17 protein-coding genes are annotated in these 14,539 nt (G+C 69.6%); 4 read left to right on the top strand and 13 right to left on the bottom strand.

Translation table 11 applies throughout. The annotated features are described in order from the left end of the window. Positions 1 to 152: 152 nt before the first annotated feature. From hemW to rph, 3 genes are read right to left on the bottom strand one after another with little or no spacing between them, the layout of a single operon-like run. Entirely contained in the window at positions 153 to 1,388 is a 1,236-nt protein-coding gene (gene hemW, locus CDO46_RS16050; RefSeq protein WP_087839467.1) for a radical SAM family heme chaperone HemW, read from the bottom strand. Continuing rightward, on the bottom strand, positions 1,388 to 1,987 hold the full coding sequence (gene rdgB / locus CDO46_RS16045) for an RdgB/HAM1 family non-canonical purine NTP pyrophosphatase (RefSeq protein ID WP_087839466.1): 600 nt from the start codon (positions 1,985 to 1,987) through the stop codon (positions 1,388 to 1,390). Before rdgB ends, hemW begins: the two co-directional genes overlap by 1 nt. 26 nt (positions 1,988 to 2,013) lie before the next feature. After that, on the bottom strand, positions 2,014 to 2,769 hold the full coding sequence (gene rph, locus CDO46_RS16040) for a ribonuclease PH (protein ID WP_087839465.1): 756 nt from the start codon (positions 2,767 to 2,769) through the stop codon (positions 2,014 to 2,016). Between the two features lie 204 nt (positions 2,770 to 2,973). On the opposite strand from rph, the gene CDO46_RS16035 reads away from it, so the two are divergent. Further along, entirely contained in the window at positions 2,974 to 3,894 is a 921-nt protein-coding gene (locus CDO46_RS16035; RefSeq protein WP_087839464.1) for a YicC/YloC family endoribonuclease, read from the top strand. A gap of 57 nt (positions 3,895 to 3,951) precedes the next feature. Then, the gene (locus CDO46_RS16030; RefSeq protein ID WP_087839463.1) at positions 3,952 to 4,533 is read left to right on the top strand and encodes a nitrogen fixation protein NifQ; all 582 of its coding nucleotides are present in this window, start codon (positions 3,952 to 3,954) and stop codon (positions 4,531 to 4,533) included. Here CDO46_RS16030 and CDO46_RS16025 read toward each other — a convergent pair whose 3' ends face one another. Together CDO46_RS16025 and CDO46_RS16020 are read right to left on the bottom strand one after the other, a co-directional pair. Next, entirely contained in the window at positions 4,534 to 4,812 is a 279-nt protein-coding gene (locus CDO46_RS16025; protein WP_087839462.1) for a SelT/SelW/SelH family protein, read from the bottom strand. A gap of 13 nt (positions 4,813 to 4,825) precedes the next feature. Then, positions 4,826 to 5,500, bottom strand: coding sequence for a uracil-DNA glycosylase family protein (locus CDO46_RS16020; RefSeq protein WP_087839461.1), 675 nt, complete (start codon positions 5,498 to 5,500; stop codon positions 4,826 to 4,828). Between the two features lie 64 nt (positions 5,501 to 5,564). Between CDO46_RS16020 and CDO46_RS16015 the strand changes: the two genes are divergently transcribed. Next, positions 5,565 to 6,377: a DUF72 domain-containing protein gene (locus tag CDO46_RS16015; protein WP_087839547.1), complete on the top strand. Its 813-nt coding sequence runs from the start codon at positions 5,565 to 5,567 to the stop codon at positions 6,375 to 6,377. Positions 6,378 to 6,390: 13 nt separating this feature from the next. On the opposite strand, the gene CDO46_RS16010 is transcribed toward CDO46_RS16015, so the two are convergent. Genes CDO46_RS16010 through CDO46_RS16000 form a run of 3 tightly spaced genes read right to left on the bottom strand, consistent with a single transcriptional unit; the run spans position 6,391 to position 9,020 of the window. Continuing rightward, positions 6,391 to 7,086, bottom strand: a complete 696-nt coding sequence (locus tag CDO46_RS16010; RefSeq protein WP_087839460.1) for an SDR family NAD(P)-dependent oxidoreductase — start codon at positions 7,084 to 7,086, stop codon at positions 6,391 to 6,393. Then, a complete protein-coding gene (locus CDO46_RS16005; RefSeq protein ID WP_087839459.1) occupies positions 7,076 to 8,041 on the bottom strand; it encodes a tripartite tricarboxylate transporter substrate binding protein in 966 nt (321 codons plus the stop codon). Before CDO46_RS16005 ends, CDO46_RS16010 begins: the two co-directional genes overlap by 11 nt. Before the next feature lie 40 nt (positions 8,042 to 8,081). After that, complete coding sequence (locus CDO46_RS16000; protein ID WP_087839458.1) at positions 8,082 to 9,020, bottom strand: dihydrodipicolinate synthase family protein; 939 nt, start codon at positions 9,018 to 9,020, stop codon at positions 8,082 to 8,084. Between the two features lie 106 nt (positions 9,021 to 9,126). Here CDO46_RS16000 and CDO46_RS15995 point away from each other — a divergent pair, with 106 nt between their 5' ends. Beyond that, a complete protein-coding gene (locus tag CDO46_RS15995) occupies positions 9,127 to 10,053 on the top strand; it encodes a LysR family transcriptional regulator (RefSeq protein WP_087839457.1) in 927 nt (308 codons plus the stop codon). A 24-nt stretch (positions 10,054 to 10,077) separates the two neighbouring features. Here the strand turns inward: CDO46_RS15995 and CDO46_RS15990 are convergent, their stop codons facing one another. From CDO46_RS15990 to CDO46_RS15970, 5 genes are all read right to left on the bottom strand, one after another. Then, positions 10,078 to 10,404 (bottom strand): tetratricopeptide repeat protein, encoded by a 327-nt coding sequence (locus CDO46_RS15990; protein WP_087839456.1) that lies wholly within the window; start codon positions 10,402 to 10,404, stop codon positions 10,078 to 10,080. A gap of 65 nt (positions 10,405 to 10,469) precedes the next feature. Further along, positions 10,470 to 11,393 (bottom strand): polyphosphate kinase 2, encoded by a 924-nt coding sequence (ppk2, locus tag CDO46_RS15985; protein WP_087839455.1) that lies wholly within the window; start codon positions 11,391 to 11,393, stop codon positions 10,470 to 10,472. A gap of 80 nt (positions 11,394 to 11,473) precedes the next feature. After that, positions 11,474 to 12,526, bottom strand: coding sequence for a VWA domain-containing protein (locus tag CDO46_RS15980; protein WP_087839454.1), 1,053 nt, complete (start codon positions 12,524 to 12,526; stop codon positions 11,474 to 11,476). A gap of 16 nt (positions 12,527 to 12,542) precedes the next feature. Then, complete coding sequence (locus tag CDO46_RS15975; RefSeq protein ID WP_087839453.1) at positions 12,543 to 13,538, bottom strand: DUF58 domain-containing protein; 996 nt, start codon at positions 13,536 to 13,538, stop codon at positions 12,543 to 12,545. Continuing rightward, the gene (locus CDO46_RS15970) at positions 13,513 to 14,529 is read right to left on the bottom strand and encodes a MoxR family ATPase (protein ID WP_087839452.1); all 1,017 of its coding nucleotides are present in this window, start codon (positions 14,527 to 14,529) and stop codon (positions 13,513 to 13,515) included. Before CDO46_RS15970 ends, CDO46_RS15975 begins: the two co-directional genes overlap by 26 nt. Positions 14,530 to 14,539: the final 10 nt, after the last annotated feature.

Here is a 14,539-nt window from a genome sequence, read left to right as displayed (position 1 = left end):
GCCTCGCACCATCATGACGCAAATCCCGACCAGGAATTCCCAATAATGGTGCAAACGGGAATATTCGAGGTATTTTGCACCAAAATAGTGCTTAAGTGCTGCGCGATGGCGCGGCGTGCACGTTTGCGGGCGCAGCGCCGGTCCCCGGCGCGCTACAGGAACAGGCCCTGGAGGTCGTTCAGGAAGCGCCGGCCCAGCGGCGTGGGCCGGATGCGGGTCGGGTCCTCGTCCAGCAGTCCCCGTTCGACGGCGCGGGCAAGCGGCCTTGCGATGGTGGCCAGGTTCAGGCCGGTACGTTCGGCGAAACTCGCCGCCGGCACGCCGTCGGTCAGCCGCAGCGCGTTCAGCATGAACTCGAACGGCAGTTCCTCCGCCCCCACCAGCCGCGATTCGGCCAGGTGCGTCGCGCCGGCCGCGGGGTCCAGCAGCGCGTCCATCCAGGACTGAGGATTGCGCACACGCGCCTCACGCAGGATGCGGTCATGGAAGGACAGCTTCCCGTGGGCGCCCGGGCCGATGCCCAGGTAGTCGCCGAACTCCCAGTAGTTCAGGTTGTGGCGGCAGCTGGCGCCCGGCCGGGCATAGGCCGATATTTCGTAATGGTCGTACCCCGCCTCGGCCAGGCGCGCCTCGATGCGGTCCTGCATCTCGAAGGCCGTGTCGTCGTCGGGCAGCTCGGGCGGATACTTGGCGAAGACCGTGTTCGGTTCCAATGTCAGGTGGTACAGGGACAGGTGCTCCGTCCCGAAGGACAACGCGGTCTCGACGTCGGCCAGGCAGCCGTCCAGGGTCTGGCCAGGCAGCGCGAACATCAGGTCCAGGTTGACCCGTTCGACATGGCGTTGCGCGATGGCGATCGCCTCGCGCGCGGCCCGGCCGTCGTGGATGCGGCCCAGCGCGCGCAGCCGGTCATCGTCGAAGCTCTGTATGCCCAGCGAGATGCGGTTGATGCCGCTGGCAGCGAAGTCGGCGAAGCGCGACGCCTCGACCGTGCCGGGGTTGGCCTCCATCGTGATCTCGGCGTCGGGCAGCAGCGGCAGCCGCGAGCGCAGCAGCGCCAGCATGGCGTCCATCGTGGCGGCCGACAGCAGGCTCGGGGTTCCGCCGCCGATGAAGACCGACACCACCTTGCGCCCCCAGACCTGCGGCAGGCTCTGGTCCAGATCGGCGGTCAGCGCCTGCAGGTAGCGATCCTCCGGCAGCTCGTCCGGCGCCGCGTGCGAATTGAAGTCGCAATACGGGCACTTGCGCACGCACCACGGCACGTGCACGTATACCGACAGGGGCGGCAGGCTGGTCAGCAGGCTGGGCCCGGGCGCGAACGGCATGGCCGCGCGCGGTGCGGGCGCCCCCTGCCCCGCCGGCCGGATCGCGATGGAGCGGGCCATCAGAACGTATCCAGCTTGCCCATCAGCACCGCCAGCGCCTGGGCGCGGTGACTGATGCGGTTCTTCTCGTCGGCGGACAGCTCGGCCGCCGTGCGGCCCAGGCCGGGCAGCAGGAAATGCGGGTCGTAGCCGAAGCCGCCGCTGCCGCGCGGGTGCTCGATGATCTCGCCCCACCACAGCCCCTCGCCGATCAGGGGCTGGGGGTCGTCGGCCGAACGCACCAGCACCAGCGCGGCATAGTAATAGGCCCGGCGGTCCTGCGCGCCGCGCAGGCGCTCGACCACCAGCGCGTTGTTGGCGGCATCGGACTTCTCGCCGCCATTGCGCGCCGCGTAGCGCGCCGAATAGACCCCGGGCTCGCCGCCCAGCGCCGTCACGCACACACCGGAATCGTCGGCCAGCGCGGGCAGGCCGGTCAGCTGGCTGGCGTGCCGGGCCTTGGCCAGCGCGTTCTCGATGAACGTGACGTGGGGCTCGTCCGCCTCGGGCACGCCCAGGCTGCCCTGGGGCACGAGCTCGAAACCGCGCGGCGCCAGCAACGACGAGAACTCGCGCAGCTTGCCCGCGTTGTTGGAAGCCAGGACCAGTTTTCTTGCCATCGTCGTTCGCTCCGGTCGCGCGGGCATCAGCGGCCCGGATACGGCTGCGCCAGCGCCTCGCGCTGCAGGCGCACGAGATCGGCGATGCCGGCCTCGGCCAGCCCCAGCAGCGCATCCATTTCCTGGCGCGAGAACGGCACGCCCTCGGCCGTGCCCTGCACTTCCACATACGCGCCGCTGCCCGTCATCACGACGTTCATGTCGGTCTCGCACTGCGAATCCTCGGCGTAGTCCAGGTCCAGCACCGGCTGCCCTTGATAGATGCCCACCGATACCGCGGCCACGTGGTCGCGGATGGGCGAGGCCGCCAGGGCGCCGCGCGCCATCAACAGCGCGATGGCGTCGCTGGCCGCGACGAAAGCCCCCGTGATGCTGGCCGTGCGCGTCCCGCCGTCGGCCTGGATCACGTCGCAATCCAGGTGCAGCGTGCGCTCGCCCAGCTTCTCCAGGTCGAACACCGCGCGCAGGCTGCGGCCGATCAGGCGCTGGATTTCCTGCGTGCGGCCGGTCTGCTTGCCCTTGGCCGCCTCGCGGCCGCCGCGCGTGTGCGTGGCGCGCGGCAGCATGCCGTACTCGGCCGTGACCCAGCCCTGCCCCATGCCCTTCAGGAACGGCGGCACCTTGTCCTCGACGCTGGCGGTACAGATCACCTGCGTGTCGCCGAAGCTCACCAGCACCGAGCCTTCGGCATAGCGGGTGTAGCCGCGTTGCAGGGACACGGGGCGCAGCGAGGCGAGGCCGCGGCCGGACGGCCGGGCGATTGCGGAAGGGGCAATGCTCATGAAAAAGACTCCAGATCGGCGGGCGGGCCGGCGCACCGGCGCCCAGGACGCATGGGCCGCGCCGCGGCGGCCGGATGCGGACATTGTACGGGCAAGGCCCCACGAACTTTCCCGTGCGATTTATCATGCTGACTCATGCCGACAAACGCACCGGCCCTGTCGCCGTGCTCGTCGGCCTTGCCCACGTCCTGACAGGCCTTCGCCATGATCCGTAGCATGACCGCCTTCGGCGCCGCGCGCGCCGACACCGACCACGGTTCGGTGTCCATCGAACTGCGCAGCGTCAACAGCCGCTTCCTCGACCTCCACTTCCGCATGCCGGACGAACTGCGCGCGCTGGAATCGCCGCTGCGCGAACTGCTGACCAAGTCCGTGGCGCGCGGCAAGATCGAGGTGCGCGCCTCCATCCAGCGCCGCCTCATCACCGACCCCGACTCCATCAACGTCGCCGCGCTGGAACAGGCCGCCACGCTGTTCCGCAAGGTCCAGGCCGTGCTCCCGGACGTCCAGCCGCCGCGCCTGTCCGAACTCCTGTCCTGGCCCGGCGTGCAGGCGGCCGAGGAATCGGAGGACACCTGGCGCGAAGCCGCCCTGCGCGCCGCCGGCGAGGCGCTGACCCAGATGCAGGAAGCGCGCGACCGCGAAGGCGAACGCCTGGCCGCCATGATCGCCGACCGCGCCGACTCGGTCGCCGCCATCGTGGGCGAGGTCGAACAGCGCATGCCCCAGCTCGTGCACGAATACCGCGAACGGCTCGCGCGCAAGCTGCGCGACACGGTCGAGGCCGCCTTCCCCGGCGGCTTCCAGAACATCCGCGGCGAGGAACTGTCCGAACGCCTGGCCCATGAAGCCACCCTGTTCGGCCTGCGCATCGACGTGGCCGAGGAACTCTCGCGCCTGCATTCGCACCTGGCCGAGCTCAAGCAGCTGATCGGCATGGGCGGCGCGGGCAAGAAGGCCGACAAGGGCAGCGCCGGCAAGCGGCTGGATTTCCTGTTCCAGGAAATGAACCGCGAGGCCAACACGCTGGGATCCAAGGCCGGCGGGCTGGAAGTGACGCGGGCGGCGATGGATCTGAAGCTGCTGATCGAGCAGATGCGGGAACAGGCGCAGAATATCGAGTAACGCGTCAGAAAGACGACATCAGACCTGGCTCTGTGCCTTTCCATCGGAGCAAATGCCTTGCTCGACCGGCCCCACACCCAGCCCGGGCACGCTGACCCCGCCGCCCGCACCGCGCTGCTCGCTTCCTTCTCCGCGCATCCGGACGCATTCGACGCGCGCCTCTTCGCCCGCCTGCTGGCCGCCCGCGAAGTCCGGCGCGAACTGCCCCTGCTGGGGCTGTCGCAGGAAGCGCTGCGGGAGCTGTACGCCCGCTGGTTTCCGGGCGCTCTCCTTCCCTCGCTGCCGGCGCAGCCAGAGGCCGACACCCCGTTCACGGCCAACCTGCGCGCCCACATGCTGGCCTGGCGCAACCCCGCGCTTCCCGCCGCCGACGTCGCCTGCCTGGCGACGATCATCGCCCACGCCTGTCTGCGGCCCGACCACCTGTGGCGCGACCTGGGGCTGGCCGGGCGCGACGACGTCACGCGTGCGCTGCATCGCTACTTCCCGGGGCTGCCCGAACGCAATACCGGCGACATGCGCTGGAAGAAATTCCTGGCGTACGACATGGCCGTCACGCGGGGCGAAACGCCGCAGCCCGCGCCTGGCTGTCCGGGCTGCGAGGAATACGGGCGCTGCTTCCCGAAACGCCTGCGCTAGCTAGGACCGGTCGACGTGCCCCAGATCGCGCCTCGGGTCCAGCCGGTCGCGCACCCGCTGCTTGAGTACCTTCGCATCCGGAAAGCCGCCATCGGTCTTCCGGTCCCAGATCAGTTCGCCGTCGTAGCGGATCTGGAAGGCGCCGCCCGTGCCCGGCACCAGCGCGACCTGCCCCAGGTCCGTGCCGAAGGTGGACAGCAGTTCCTGCGCCATCCAGGCCGCGCGCAGCAGCCACAGGCACTGCGTGCAATAGGTGATCGAAATGGCGGGTCCGTTCATGGCAAGGCCTCCATCAGGTGGACGGCAGCAGCGCATCCAGCCGGGCTTTCAGCAGCCGGGGAAAATGCGGCCGCCAGCGGGCATTGGCGGGCGACGGATGCGGCAAGGGATGCAGGCGCAAGATCCGTTCGCTGCCTTGCGCACGCAGGGGTACGGCAACGCTGGACTCGTACTTGTCCTCGCGCCGCCAGAATTCACGCACCGCAGCCAGTTCGTCGCCCGCCAGGCCGATGCTGAACCATTCGAAAGCTTCGTTGCCCAGGGTGATGACATCGCCGCCGCGCCACCGCGCCGCCAGGATGTGCTGGATCAACGGCTGGAAACGCTGCCGCACCGCGGGCGACCACGCCTTGTTGTGCAAGGGCTTGTAGGGCACGGTGCTGATCCAGAAGAAGCCCGCGCCGACGCGCAGGCCTTCGTCGAACGAATACGGCACGTCCGGCGCCAGATGGCGGTGCAGTTCGGCGCGCAGCAACTGGCCGGAACTGCCCACGAAGGGTTGCCCGTGCCGGACTTCGTCCGCCCCCGGGTCGCGGCCGAAGAAACACAATGGCGCATCGACGGGCCCCAGACCTAGAATAGGAACGAGCGGATCGCGGCCGGCGGCGGCATAGGCCTCGGCATCGATGCGATCGAGGCCCGCGGCCAGGCGGCGGAAGGCGGCGAGTTGTTCGGCGTCCAGGGGCATGGCGGGGTGAAACTAGAACCGGAACGGCATTGTAGGGTCGGCCGGGGCGATGGAGAAGCAGCGCATGAGCAAGGCGAAAAGCGTGTCTTCCGTACGCGTGGGCATAGGCGGCTGGGTGTTCGAGCCCTGGCGCGGCAGTTTCTATCCCGAAGGCCTGGTGCAAAGCCGGGAACTGGAGTACGCCAGCCGCCACGTGACCTCCATCGAGATCAACGGCACGTTCTATGGCACGCAGAAGCCGGCCAGCTTCGCCCGCTGGCACGACGAGACGCCCGAGGACTTCGTCTTCGCGCTCAAGGGCCCGCGCTTCGCCACCAACCGCCGCGTGCTGGCCGAGGCCGGCCCCTCCATCGACAAGTTCCTGGCCAGCGGGCTCGTGGAACTGAAGGACAAGCTGGGCCCCATCAACTGGCAGTTCCCGCCCACGAAGAAGTTCGATCCCGACGACTTCGCCGCCTTCCTGGCGCTGCTGCCTCCGGAATACGAAGGCCGGCGGCTGCGCCACGCGGTGGAGGTCCGGCACGAGAGCTTCGCCGTGCCGGCCTTCGTCGATCTGCTGCGACGTCACGAGGTGGCGGCGGTCGTGGCGGACAAGGACGGCGTGCCGCACCTGCACGACGTGACGGCGCCGTTCGTCTACGTCCGGCTGCAAAGCGCGCGGGAAGACCGCAAGCTGGGCTATGCGCCGGCCGATCTCGATGCCTGGGCGGAACGCGCGCGGGCATGGGCCGGCGGCAAAGCGCCTGCCGACCTGCCCTGCCTGGCCGGCTCGCCGGCCAAGGCCGCGCGGGGACGCGAGGTGTTCGTCTACATGATCAACGGCTTCAAGCCCAAGGCGCCGGCCGCCGCCATGGCCCTGATCGAGCGGCTGGGCTGAACGCGGCCGTCGGTCAGCCCGTCAGCGACGCGCCGCCGCAAACCTGCACATCCTGCCCGGTAATGGCCGCGGCGGCGTCCGACAGCAGGAAACCCACCAGCGCCGCCACTTCGGCCGGCTCGATCAGGCGGCCCAGCGGCGGCAGGCGCGGCGCGCTGGCGGCGCGGCCGGGATCCTCCAGCATGGCCGTGCGCGTGGCCGCGGGCGACACCACGTTCACCGTCACGCCCCGCGCCGCCACCTCGGCCGCCCAACTGCGTCCCATGGCCACCAGCGCCGCCTTGACCGCGGCGTACTGGCTGCGTCCGGCCATGCCGCGGGACACGCGGCTGCCGATCAGCACCACCCTGCCATGGCCGCGCGCGGCCATGGCAGGCACCATCCCGTCGGCGAGCTGGCTGGCCGCGGCCACGTGCAACCGCCACATCTGCTCGAAGGCGGCGCCGTCCAGGCTGCCCAGCGGCGCGGTCCGCATGATGCCCGCCGCGTGGACCAGCGCATCGCAGTCCTGCAAGCCGGGCAGGATGCCGGCGATGGCCCCGGCGTCCGCGAGGTCGGCCGGCCGGCCTTCGAAGCGAGGATGATCCAGGGTCGCCGCCGCGCGGTCCAGCCCGACCACGTGCCAGCCCTGCCCCAGCAGCGCCTGCGCCACCGCCCGGCCGATGCCGGCGCTGCTGCCCGTCACCGCCGCGCGGCGCTCATTCCGCACGGATGTTGCCCTCGACGATGATCTTCTTCGACCGCGCCATGTCTTCCTGCTGGAAGCGTGCGAAGTCCTCGATGGAGCCAGCCTTCAGCACCAGCCCCTGCTGCTCCAGCTTCTCGCGCATGCCGGCCTCCAGTGCCTTGTTGACCTCGGCGTTGAGCTTGCGGGCGATGTCCATCGGCAGCTTGGCCGGACCCCACAGGCCGTACCAGCTGTAGAACTCGTAGCCCGGCACGGTCTCGCCCACGGTGGGCACTTCGGGCAGCGTGGGCACGCGCGACCGCGACGTGACGGCCAGGATCTTGAGCATGCCGCCCTTGTAGTAGGACATGGCCCCCAGGATGGGATCGATGAAGCCGGAGATCTGCCCCCCGACCAGATCCTGGTAGGCGGGCGCGGACCCCTTGTACGGCACGATCAGGTAGTTCATCTGCCCCGCCCGGCGCAGCAGCTCGGTGGCGAGCTGTCCCGCCGAGCCGGTGGAGCCCACCGCGAAACTGAGCTGGCCCGGGTTCTGCCGCGCGTAGTCCAGCAGGCCCTTGATGTCGTTGAACGGCAGCGACTTGTTCACGGCCACCGACAAGGGCGCCTGGGCCACCAGCGAGATGGGCTGGAAATCCTTTTCCATGTCGAAGGGCGCGGACTTCATGGTCATCGGCGTGGTGGTCACCGTCGACGCGTTGAACATCAGCGTGTAGCCGTCGGGCGACGCCTTGGCCACGGCGGCGGCCCCGATCATGCCGTTGCCGCCGGCCCGGTTCTCCACGACGAAGGACTGGCCGGTCTGCTCGCTCAGGCGCTGCGCCAGTTGCCGTCCCACCGTGTCCAGCGTCCCGCCGGGCGGGAACGGGATGATGATGCGCACCTCGCGGGCGGGATACGGCTGCGCCGATACGGCACCGGCCACGCACAGGGCCGCGGCCGCCAGCCCGGCGGCAAGAAAGGGTCTGCGTTGCATGTTTGTCTCCGTCTTGTTTTGAATCGCGTCGCGTCCGGGGTCAGCGCCGCAGCAGTCCGGCCTGTTCCACCGCTGCCCGCAATGCCGCCATTTCCCTGGCGTCGGGCACTTCGGTGGGCGGACGGACGGTGGCCTCGTCCAGCACGCCGGCCAGGTACATGCCGGCCTTCATGCGGGCATGGGCCTCGCCGGTGGGTTCGCCGCCGCCGTACACGGCGTCCTTGAGCGGCGTGATGAGCGCCTGGATACGCTGCGCGCGCTTGAGGTCGCCTTCCTGCACCGCCCGCCACAAGTCGCCGATCAGCTGCGGAATGAAGGTGGCGAAGCCTACCAGCGCGCCGTCCACGCCCTGCACCATGGACGCCAGCAGGTATTCGTCGTGGCAGGTCAGGATGGCCTTGCCGGCGTCGGCGTCGCGGATGGCCTGGATGTCGCGCGCGTACTTGTTCATGTCGCGCTGCCCGACCTTGAAGGCCTGCACGTACGGCAGCCGGGCCAGGTCGGCCAGCAGGGCCGAGGAGTAGGCCGCGCGCGTCCAGGCGGGATACACGTGGCAGACCAGGTCGGCGCCCGGCGCCGCGCGGTGGATGGCGTCGAAGTACTGCAAGGCATGGCCGGACGTGAAGCCGAAGCGCAACCAGTGATGCGGCGGCATCACGTCCAGCCCGGCCGCACCGGCCTCGACGGCGGCGCGCGCATGTTCGGCCGCTTCCGACAGGCCTTCGCAGACGATGGACGAGATCACCGGCAGCCGGCCGCGCAGTTCGTCGGCGACGATGCGGGTGACGGTGGCGCGCTCCGCCGGCGTCAGCGAAAAGACCTCGCCGGTATGGCCGTTGGTCATGACCGCGACGACGCCCTCGTGGCCGGCCAGCCAGGAGGCCAGCCTGCGCAGCGCGGGCTCGTCGATGCGGTGATCCGGGGTGAAGGGGCAGGCGATCGCGGGAATGATGCCGCGGTAGTTGGCGATGGCAGGCAAGTGGGTCTCCATGAGGCTGCGGTGGGTAGAATCCATCATTGCCGGCCGCCCGCGCGGCGTCCAATACTCGAAATGCATACAACTATCGCGGAGACGACACCCCACGATGGGACCGGACAATCGCCCCCTGGACCTGGAATGGCTGGAAGATTTCGTCGCGCTGGCCGACAGCGGCAACTTCTCGCGCGCGGCCGAAGCCCGCGCCATCGCGCAGCCTGCGTTCAGCCGGCACATACGCGCGCTGGAGGAATGGGTGGGCGCCGACCTGGTCGACCGCGGCGCGCACCCGGCCACGCTCACCGCCGCCGGCAGGCGCTTCCTGCCCCTGGTGGAAGACGTGCTGGCCAGGCTGGTGGCCGCCCGCATCAAGGCCCGCATGGCACATGACCAGAGCGTGGCCAGCCTGCGCATCGCGGTCACGCACGCCCTGTCGCTGTCCTTCCTGCCCGGGTGGCTGGCGCGCCTGGAAGGCAGCCTGCAACTGGGTGCGGTCGAGATGATGGCCGACGGCACGGCCGCCTGCGAAGAACTGATGCTCCAGCGCAAGGTCCAGTTCCTGCTGTGCCACGCCCACCCCGCGCTTCCCGGCCGGCTGGACGAGGCCGCCTGTCCCGTGGTGCGGCTGGCGGACGATACGCTGGTCCCCGTGTGCGCCCCCACGCCCTCGGGCTCCCCCCGCCACGACCTGCGCCAGGACGCCCCCATCCCGCTGCTGGCCTACGGCGAAGCCTCGGGCCTGGGGCGCATCCTGCGCACCGGCCTGGGCGCCGCGGCGCGCGACCCGCGGCTGCATCCGGTATTCACCGCGCCGCATGCGCTGCTGCTGGAAGCCCTGGCCCTGGAAGGCCGGGGCGTGGCCTGGCTGCCTCGCAGCCTGGCGGCGCCGGCGCTGGCCCAAGGGCGGCTGGTGGAAGCCGGCGATGCCTCGTGGCATGTCGCCGCCGAGATCCGCCTGTACAGGCAGCACGTGGACATGGCGCCGACCGCGGAGTCCCTATGGCAACTGGCGCGGCTCGTCGACGCGCCCGCCTAGATCGCCTTCCTGCCGAAAGACGCCTCAAAAGGGCTGCTGCCGCTTCTTGTCCAGCCGCCGCAACTGCACCTGCATTTCCTTGACCGCCTGCACGCTGCCCTTGGCGGAGGCTGCCGCGATGCCGTCGGCCCAGGCCGCGCGGGCCTCGTCCTCGCGGCCCAGTGCCAGCAGGGCCTTGCCGAGCTGCTTCCACGCGGCGGCATAGCCGGCATCCAGGTCGACCGCGCGCCGCAGGTGTTCGGCGGCCGAGGCGGCATCGTCCTCTTCCAGGTAGAGATTGCCCAGCGTGAACCGCAGCAGCGCATTGTCGCGGCCGGCGGCGATCATCTTCAGGAAATTGTTCTTGTCCATGGCCTTGCGTCCATCGGCCCCGAGGGGCCGCCATGGGCAGGATAACGCGAACGGCGCGCCGCCGCTCAGTAGCGCTCGGGCACCATCATGCTGTCGGGCACCGGCCGCCGGATGTAGTCCTCGTGGCGCACGCGATGGGGCAGGTCGATGTGGGGATGGGGAATATCGTGATAGGGAACCAGGCTCAGCAAATGGTCGATGCAGTTGAGCCTGGCCTTCTTCTTGTCCACGGCCTGCACCACCCACCACGGCGCCTCGTCGATGTGCGTGCGCTCGAGCATGATTTCCTTCGCCCGGGTGTAGTCCTCCCAGCGCCGGCGGGACTCCAGGTCCATGGGGCTGAGCTTCCACTGCTTCAGGGGATCGTGGATACGGCCCAGGAAGCGCAGGTGCTGCTCGTCGTCGGTGATCGAGAACCAGTACTTGACCAGCTGTATGCCCGACCGAACCAGCATGCGCTCGAACTCGGGCACCGAGCGGAAGAACTCCTCGTACTCGTCGTCGTTGCAGAAGCCCATCACCCGCTCGACGCCGGCGCGGTTGTACCAGCTGCGGTCGAACAGCACGATTTCGCCCGCTGCGGGCAGGTGCGATACGTAGCGCTGGAAATACCACTGCGTGCGTTCGCGGTCGTTGGGCGCGGGCAGCGCGGCCACCCGGCACACCCGGGGATTCAGGCGCTGGGTGATGCGCTTGATCACGCCCCCTTTTCCCGCCGCGTCGCGGCCCTCGAAAATGATGACAACCTTGTGCCGGGTGTGCACGACCCAGTCCTGCAGCTTGACCAGTTCGGCCTGGAGCCGGAACAGTTCGCGGAAATATCGGCGGCGTGCGTCGCGGTCCTCTTCCACCCGGGCGGGCTGGCCGTCGGCGTCCCACTCGCGGTCCTCGAATTCGATCTCCAGCTCTTCGTCGTAGCTGTCGATCAGGTCGCGGTGGATGCGCTGCATCAGTTCTTCGTGGTGGTCGGAAATCGGCTGGTAGCTCATGGGGCGCTTGGAAAGGTCGGGCCAACGCCTCTTTTTGCTACACGGACATGACATGGTCATGACACCGCGGCCGAGCCTCCCTATTGCACGCGGCCGAACCACCACAGCGACAGCAGGCCCGACAGCACTGCCAGCAAGGCGCCCAGCGCGGTGAACAATGCCGTGACCTCGACCACGTCGCGCTTGTCGAACGCCAGCCGCGCACTGAGCGAGCGATATACCTTCCTGAGCTCGCCCGCGTCCTGGGCCTGGAAATACTGCGCGCCGGTCATGTCGGCCACCTTCTTCAGCACGTCCTCGTCCAGCCGCACGCGCATGGACCAGCCGTCGGCCGACAGCGTCGTGCCCTCGGGCGTCCCGATGCCCACTGTGAATATCCGCACGCCATATCCGGCGGCGACCTCGGCCGCCTTCAGCGCATCGGGCCCGGTGTTGTTCTGGCCGTCGGACAGCAGCACGATGGCCCCGGACGGGTACGAACCCGGAACCGCCGCGTCGCCCCGCCCCGCGGCTGACAGGTCCGGCGATGTCGGCCCCCGGGCGCTGCCGCCGTCCAGGAAGCGCTCGACGTCGATACCCGCATTGGGCAACACCGTTGCCAGCGCGATGATCAGGCCGCTGCCGAGCGCGGTGCCGCGCTGGGGCTCCAAGCGCTCGATGGCGGCGATCACGTCCTCGCGCTTGCGCGTGGGCGACTGCACCACGGCCGCCGCGCCGGCTACCGCGACCACCGACACGCTGACGTTGGCCGGCTGGCCGTCGACGAACTCCTTGGCCGCCCGCTGGGCCGCGAAGATGCGGGTGGGCTTGATGTCGTCGGCCCGCATGCTGCCCGACATGTCCATGGCCAGCACCACGGTCTCCAGCCGCGAGGGCAGCATCATCAGTGCCTGCGGCCGGGCCATCGCGACGATGAGCGAGCACAGCCCGAGCAGCAGCAACAGCGGCGGCAGGACGCGCCGCAGCCGGGACGGCCGGACGCTGGCGCCCACGACGTCCAGTGCGGGATAGCGCAGGGCCATGCCGCGGCGCAGGCGGTCCAGCCGCCAATAGCAGAACGCCAGCGGCGGGACCAGCACCAGCAGCCACAGCATCTTGGGCCACAGGAAAGTCAGGGCGGGCAGGTTCTCCATGCAGATGCTTCCCGGTTCAGATGTCTCGGGCCCAGGGCCCGTTCAGTCCACCCACGAGCTGGCTGCGCCGGCGGCGCAGCCGCATGAAATGCAGCAGTGCCCGGTCCAGCCGCTCGTCGGTGGCCAGTTCCAGGCAATCCACGCCCGCCTCGGCCAGGGCCTTGCGCAGCGCCGTCTCGCGCTCCGTGGCAGCGGCGGCGAAGCGCCGTCGGAAGCCGGGATCGTGGGTATCGACGAAAAGCTGTTCGCCGGTCTCGGCATCCTGCAGCACCACCAGGCCCAGATCGGGCAAGGCCTGCTCCAGCGGGTCGTACAGACGCACCGCGACGACCTCGTGGCGCTGGGCCAGCACGCCCAGCGTCTGCTCCCAGCCCGGCGCGCTGATGAAGTCCGAGACCACGAACACCACCGAGCGCCTGCCTATGGCCGACAGCGAACGCTCCAGCAGGTCGCCCAGCCGTGTCTCGCCCGACTTGCCGTCGGCCCGCAGCGCGCCGATGCGGTCCAGCACGTGCAGCACGTGGCGCCGGCCGGTGCGTGCGGGAATCGAGCCCTCGCCCTGGCCACCGTACAGGACCGCGCCGACGCGGTTGCCATAACGCGTCAGCAGCCGCGCCAGCACGGCCACGAAGCTGGTCAGCACCGCCCGCTTGCGCACGCCGGCCGAGCCGAAATCGACCGAGCCCGACAGATCCAGCAGGAACCATGCCGATACCTCGCGGTCCTCCTGGAATTCGCGCACGTGCGGCGATTGCAGCCGCGCCGTGACGTTCCAGTCGATGTGGCGCACGTCGTCGCCCGCCTGGTATTCGCGCAGGTCAGCCAGGTCCAGGCCGAAGCCCCGGAACAAGGTGCGATAGTCGCCCTGCAGTGCGCCGTCCAGGCGGCGGATGACCGTCCACTCCAGGCGGCGCAGCAGCTCCTCGGCCTCGCCCTTGGCAGGAACCGACGCGACCGCCGCGTCGTTGGCCGGCTCGGCCGGCCGCTTACTGAACCGCCGCAACCCGAACATGCGAATCCAATGGCCGCTCCGGGGCCGGCAAGGTCTGGAGGATGCGCGTGATGATCTGGTCGGACCCGAGCCCGTCGGACAGCGCCTCGTATGACAGCACCAGCCGGTGCCGCAGCACGTCGGGAATCAGGTCGACCAGGTCCTCGGGCAGCGCATAGTGCCGTCCGCGCAGGAAAGCGAGCGCGCGCGCCCCTTCGACCAGGTTGATGGTGGCCCGCGGGCTCGCGCCGAAGGTCAGGTAGCGCGACAGGTCGGACAGCCCGTAGGCCTCGGGCCGGCGCGTGGCGGCCACTACCTTCACCGCGTACTGCACGAGGCCGGGATCGACGTACACCTTGCGGCACTCCGCCTGCAATTGCGTGAGCTGCTCGGTGACCGCGACCGGCTGCACCTGCACCGGCGGCCCCGTGACCCGGTCGACGATCACGAACTCCTCTTCCTCGCTCGGATAGCCGACGATGACCTTCATCATGAAGCGGTCGACCTGCGCCTCGGGCAAGGGATACGTGCCCTCGGTCTCGATCGGGTTCTGGGTGGCCATCACGAGGAACGGCGACGGCACCTTGTGGGTTTCGCCCGCGATGGTGACCTGCCGCTCCTGCATGACCTCCAGCAGCGCGCTCTGCACCTTGGCCGGCGCGCGGTTGATCTCGTCGGCCAGCAGCAGGTTGGCGAAGACCGGACCCAGCACCGTGGAGAAATCCCCGGTGCGCTGGTTGTACATGCGCGTACCCACCAGGTCCGCCGGCAGCAGGTCCGGGGTGAACTGGATGCGCTTGAACGAGCCTCGTATGGTCTTGGCCAGCGTGTTGACGGTCAGCGTCTTGGCCAGGCCCGGCACGCCTTCCACCAGCAAATGCCCCTGGGCCAGGATGGCCACCAGCACCCGCTCCAGGAAGTGGTCCTGCCCCACCACCACGCGCTTGACCTCGTACAGCAGCCGTTCCATCAGGTTGGCGCTGTCTACGGCACTCATGGGCTTGTCGTTCATAGGCGTCCTG

It is taken from the genome of Pigmentiphaga sp. NML030171 (genome assembly GCF_002188635.1).
Lineage (GTDB): Bacteria > Pseudomonadota > Gammaproteobacteria > Burkholderiales > Burkholderiaceae_B > Pigmentiphaga > Pigmentiphaga daeguensis.
The sequence above is the reverse complement of the archived record's forward strand: the minus strand, read 5'-3'. Positions and strand labels throughout refer to the sequence as shown.

Bases quoted from the DNA above. Each gene is read 5' to 3' on its own strand.
- hemW (WP_087839467.1), bottom strand. From the start codon at position 1,388: ATGGCCCGCTCCATCGCGATCCGGCCGGCGGGGCAGGGGGCGCCCGCA.
- rdgB (WP_087839466.1), bottom strand. From the start codon at position 1,987: ATGGCAAGAAAACTGGTCCTGGCTTCCAACAACGCGGGCAAGCTGCGC.
- rph (WP_087839465.1), bottom strand. From the start codon at position 2,769: ATGAGCATTGCCCCTTCCGCAATCGCCCGGCCGTCCGGCCGCGGCCTC.
- CDO46_RS16035 (WP_087839464.1), top strand. From the start codon at position 2,974: ATGATCCGTAGCATGACCGCCTTCGGCGCCGCGCGCGCCGACACCGAC.
- CDO46_RS16025 (WP_087839462.1), bottom strand. From the start codon at position 4,812: ATGAACGGACCCGCCATTTCGATCACCTATTGCACGCAGTGCCTGTGG.
- CDO46_RS16020 (WP_087839461.1), bottom strand. From the start codon at position 5,500: ATGCCCCTGGACGCCGAACAACTCGCCGCCTTCCGCCGCCTGGCCGCG.
- CDO46_RS16015 (WP_087839547.1), top strand. From the start codon at position 5,565: ATGAGCAAGGCGAAAAGCGTGTCTTCCGTACGCGTGGGCATAGGCGGC.
- CDO46_RS16005 (WP_087839459.1), bottom strand. From the start codon at position 8,041: ATGCAACGCAGACCCTTTCTTGCCGCCGGGCTGGCGGCCGCGGCCCTG.
- CDO46_RS15995 (WP_087839457.1), top strand. From the start codon at position 9,127: ATGGGACCGGACAATCGCCCCCTGGACCTGGAATGGCTGGAAGATTTC.
- CDO46_RS15990 (WP_087839456.1), bottom strand. From the start codon at position 10,404: ATGGACAAGAACAATTTCCTGAAGATGATCGCCGCCGGCCGCGACAAT.
- ppk2 (WP_087839455.1), bottom strand. From the start codon at position 11,393: ATGAGCTACCAGCCGATTTCCGACCACCACGAAGAACTGATGCAGCGC.
- CDO46_RS15980 (WP_087839454.1), bottom strand. From the start codon at position 12,526: ATGGAGAACCTGCCCGCCCTGACTTTCCTGTGGCCCAAGATGCTGTGG.
- CDO46_RS15975 (WP_087839453.1), bottom strand. From the start codon at position 13,538: ATGTTCGGGTTGCGGCGGTTCAGTAAGCGGCCGGCCGAGCCGGCCAAC.
- CDO46_RS15970 (WP_087839452.1), bottom strand. From the start codon at position 14,529: ATGAACGACAAGCCCATGAGTGCCGTAGACAGCGCCAACCTGATGGAA.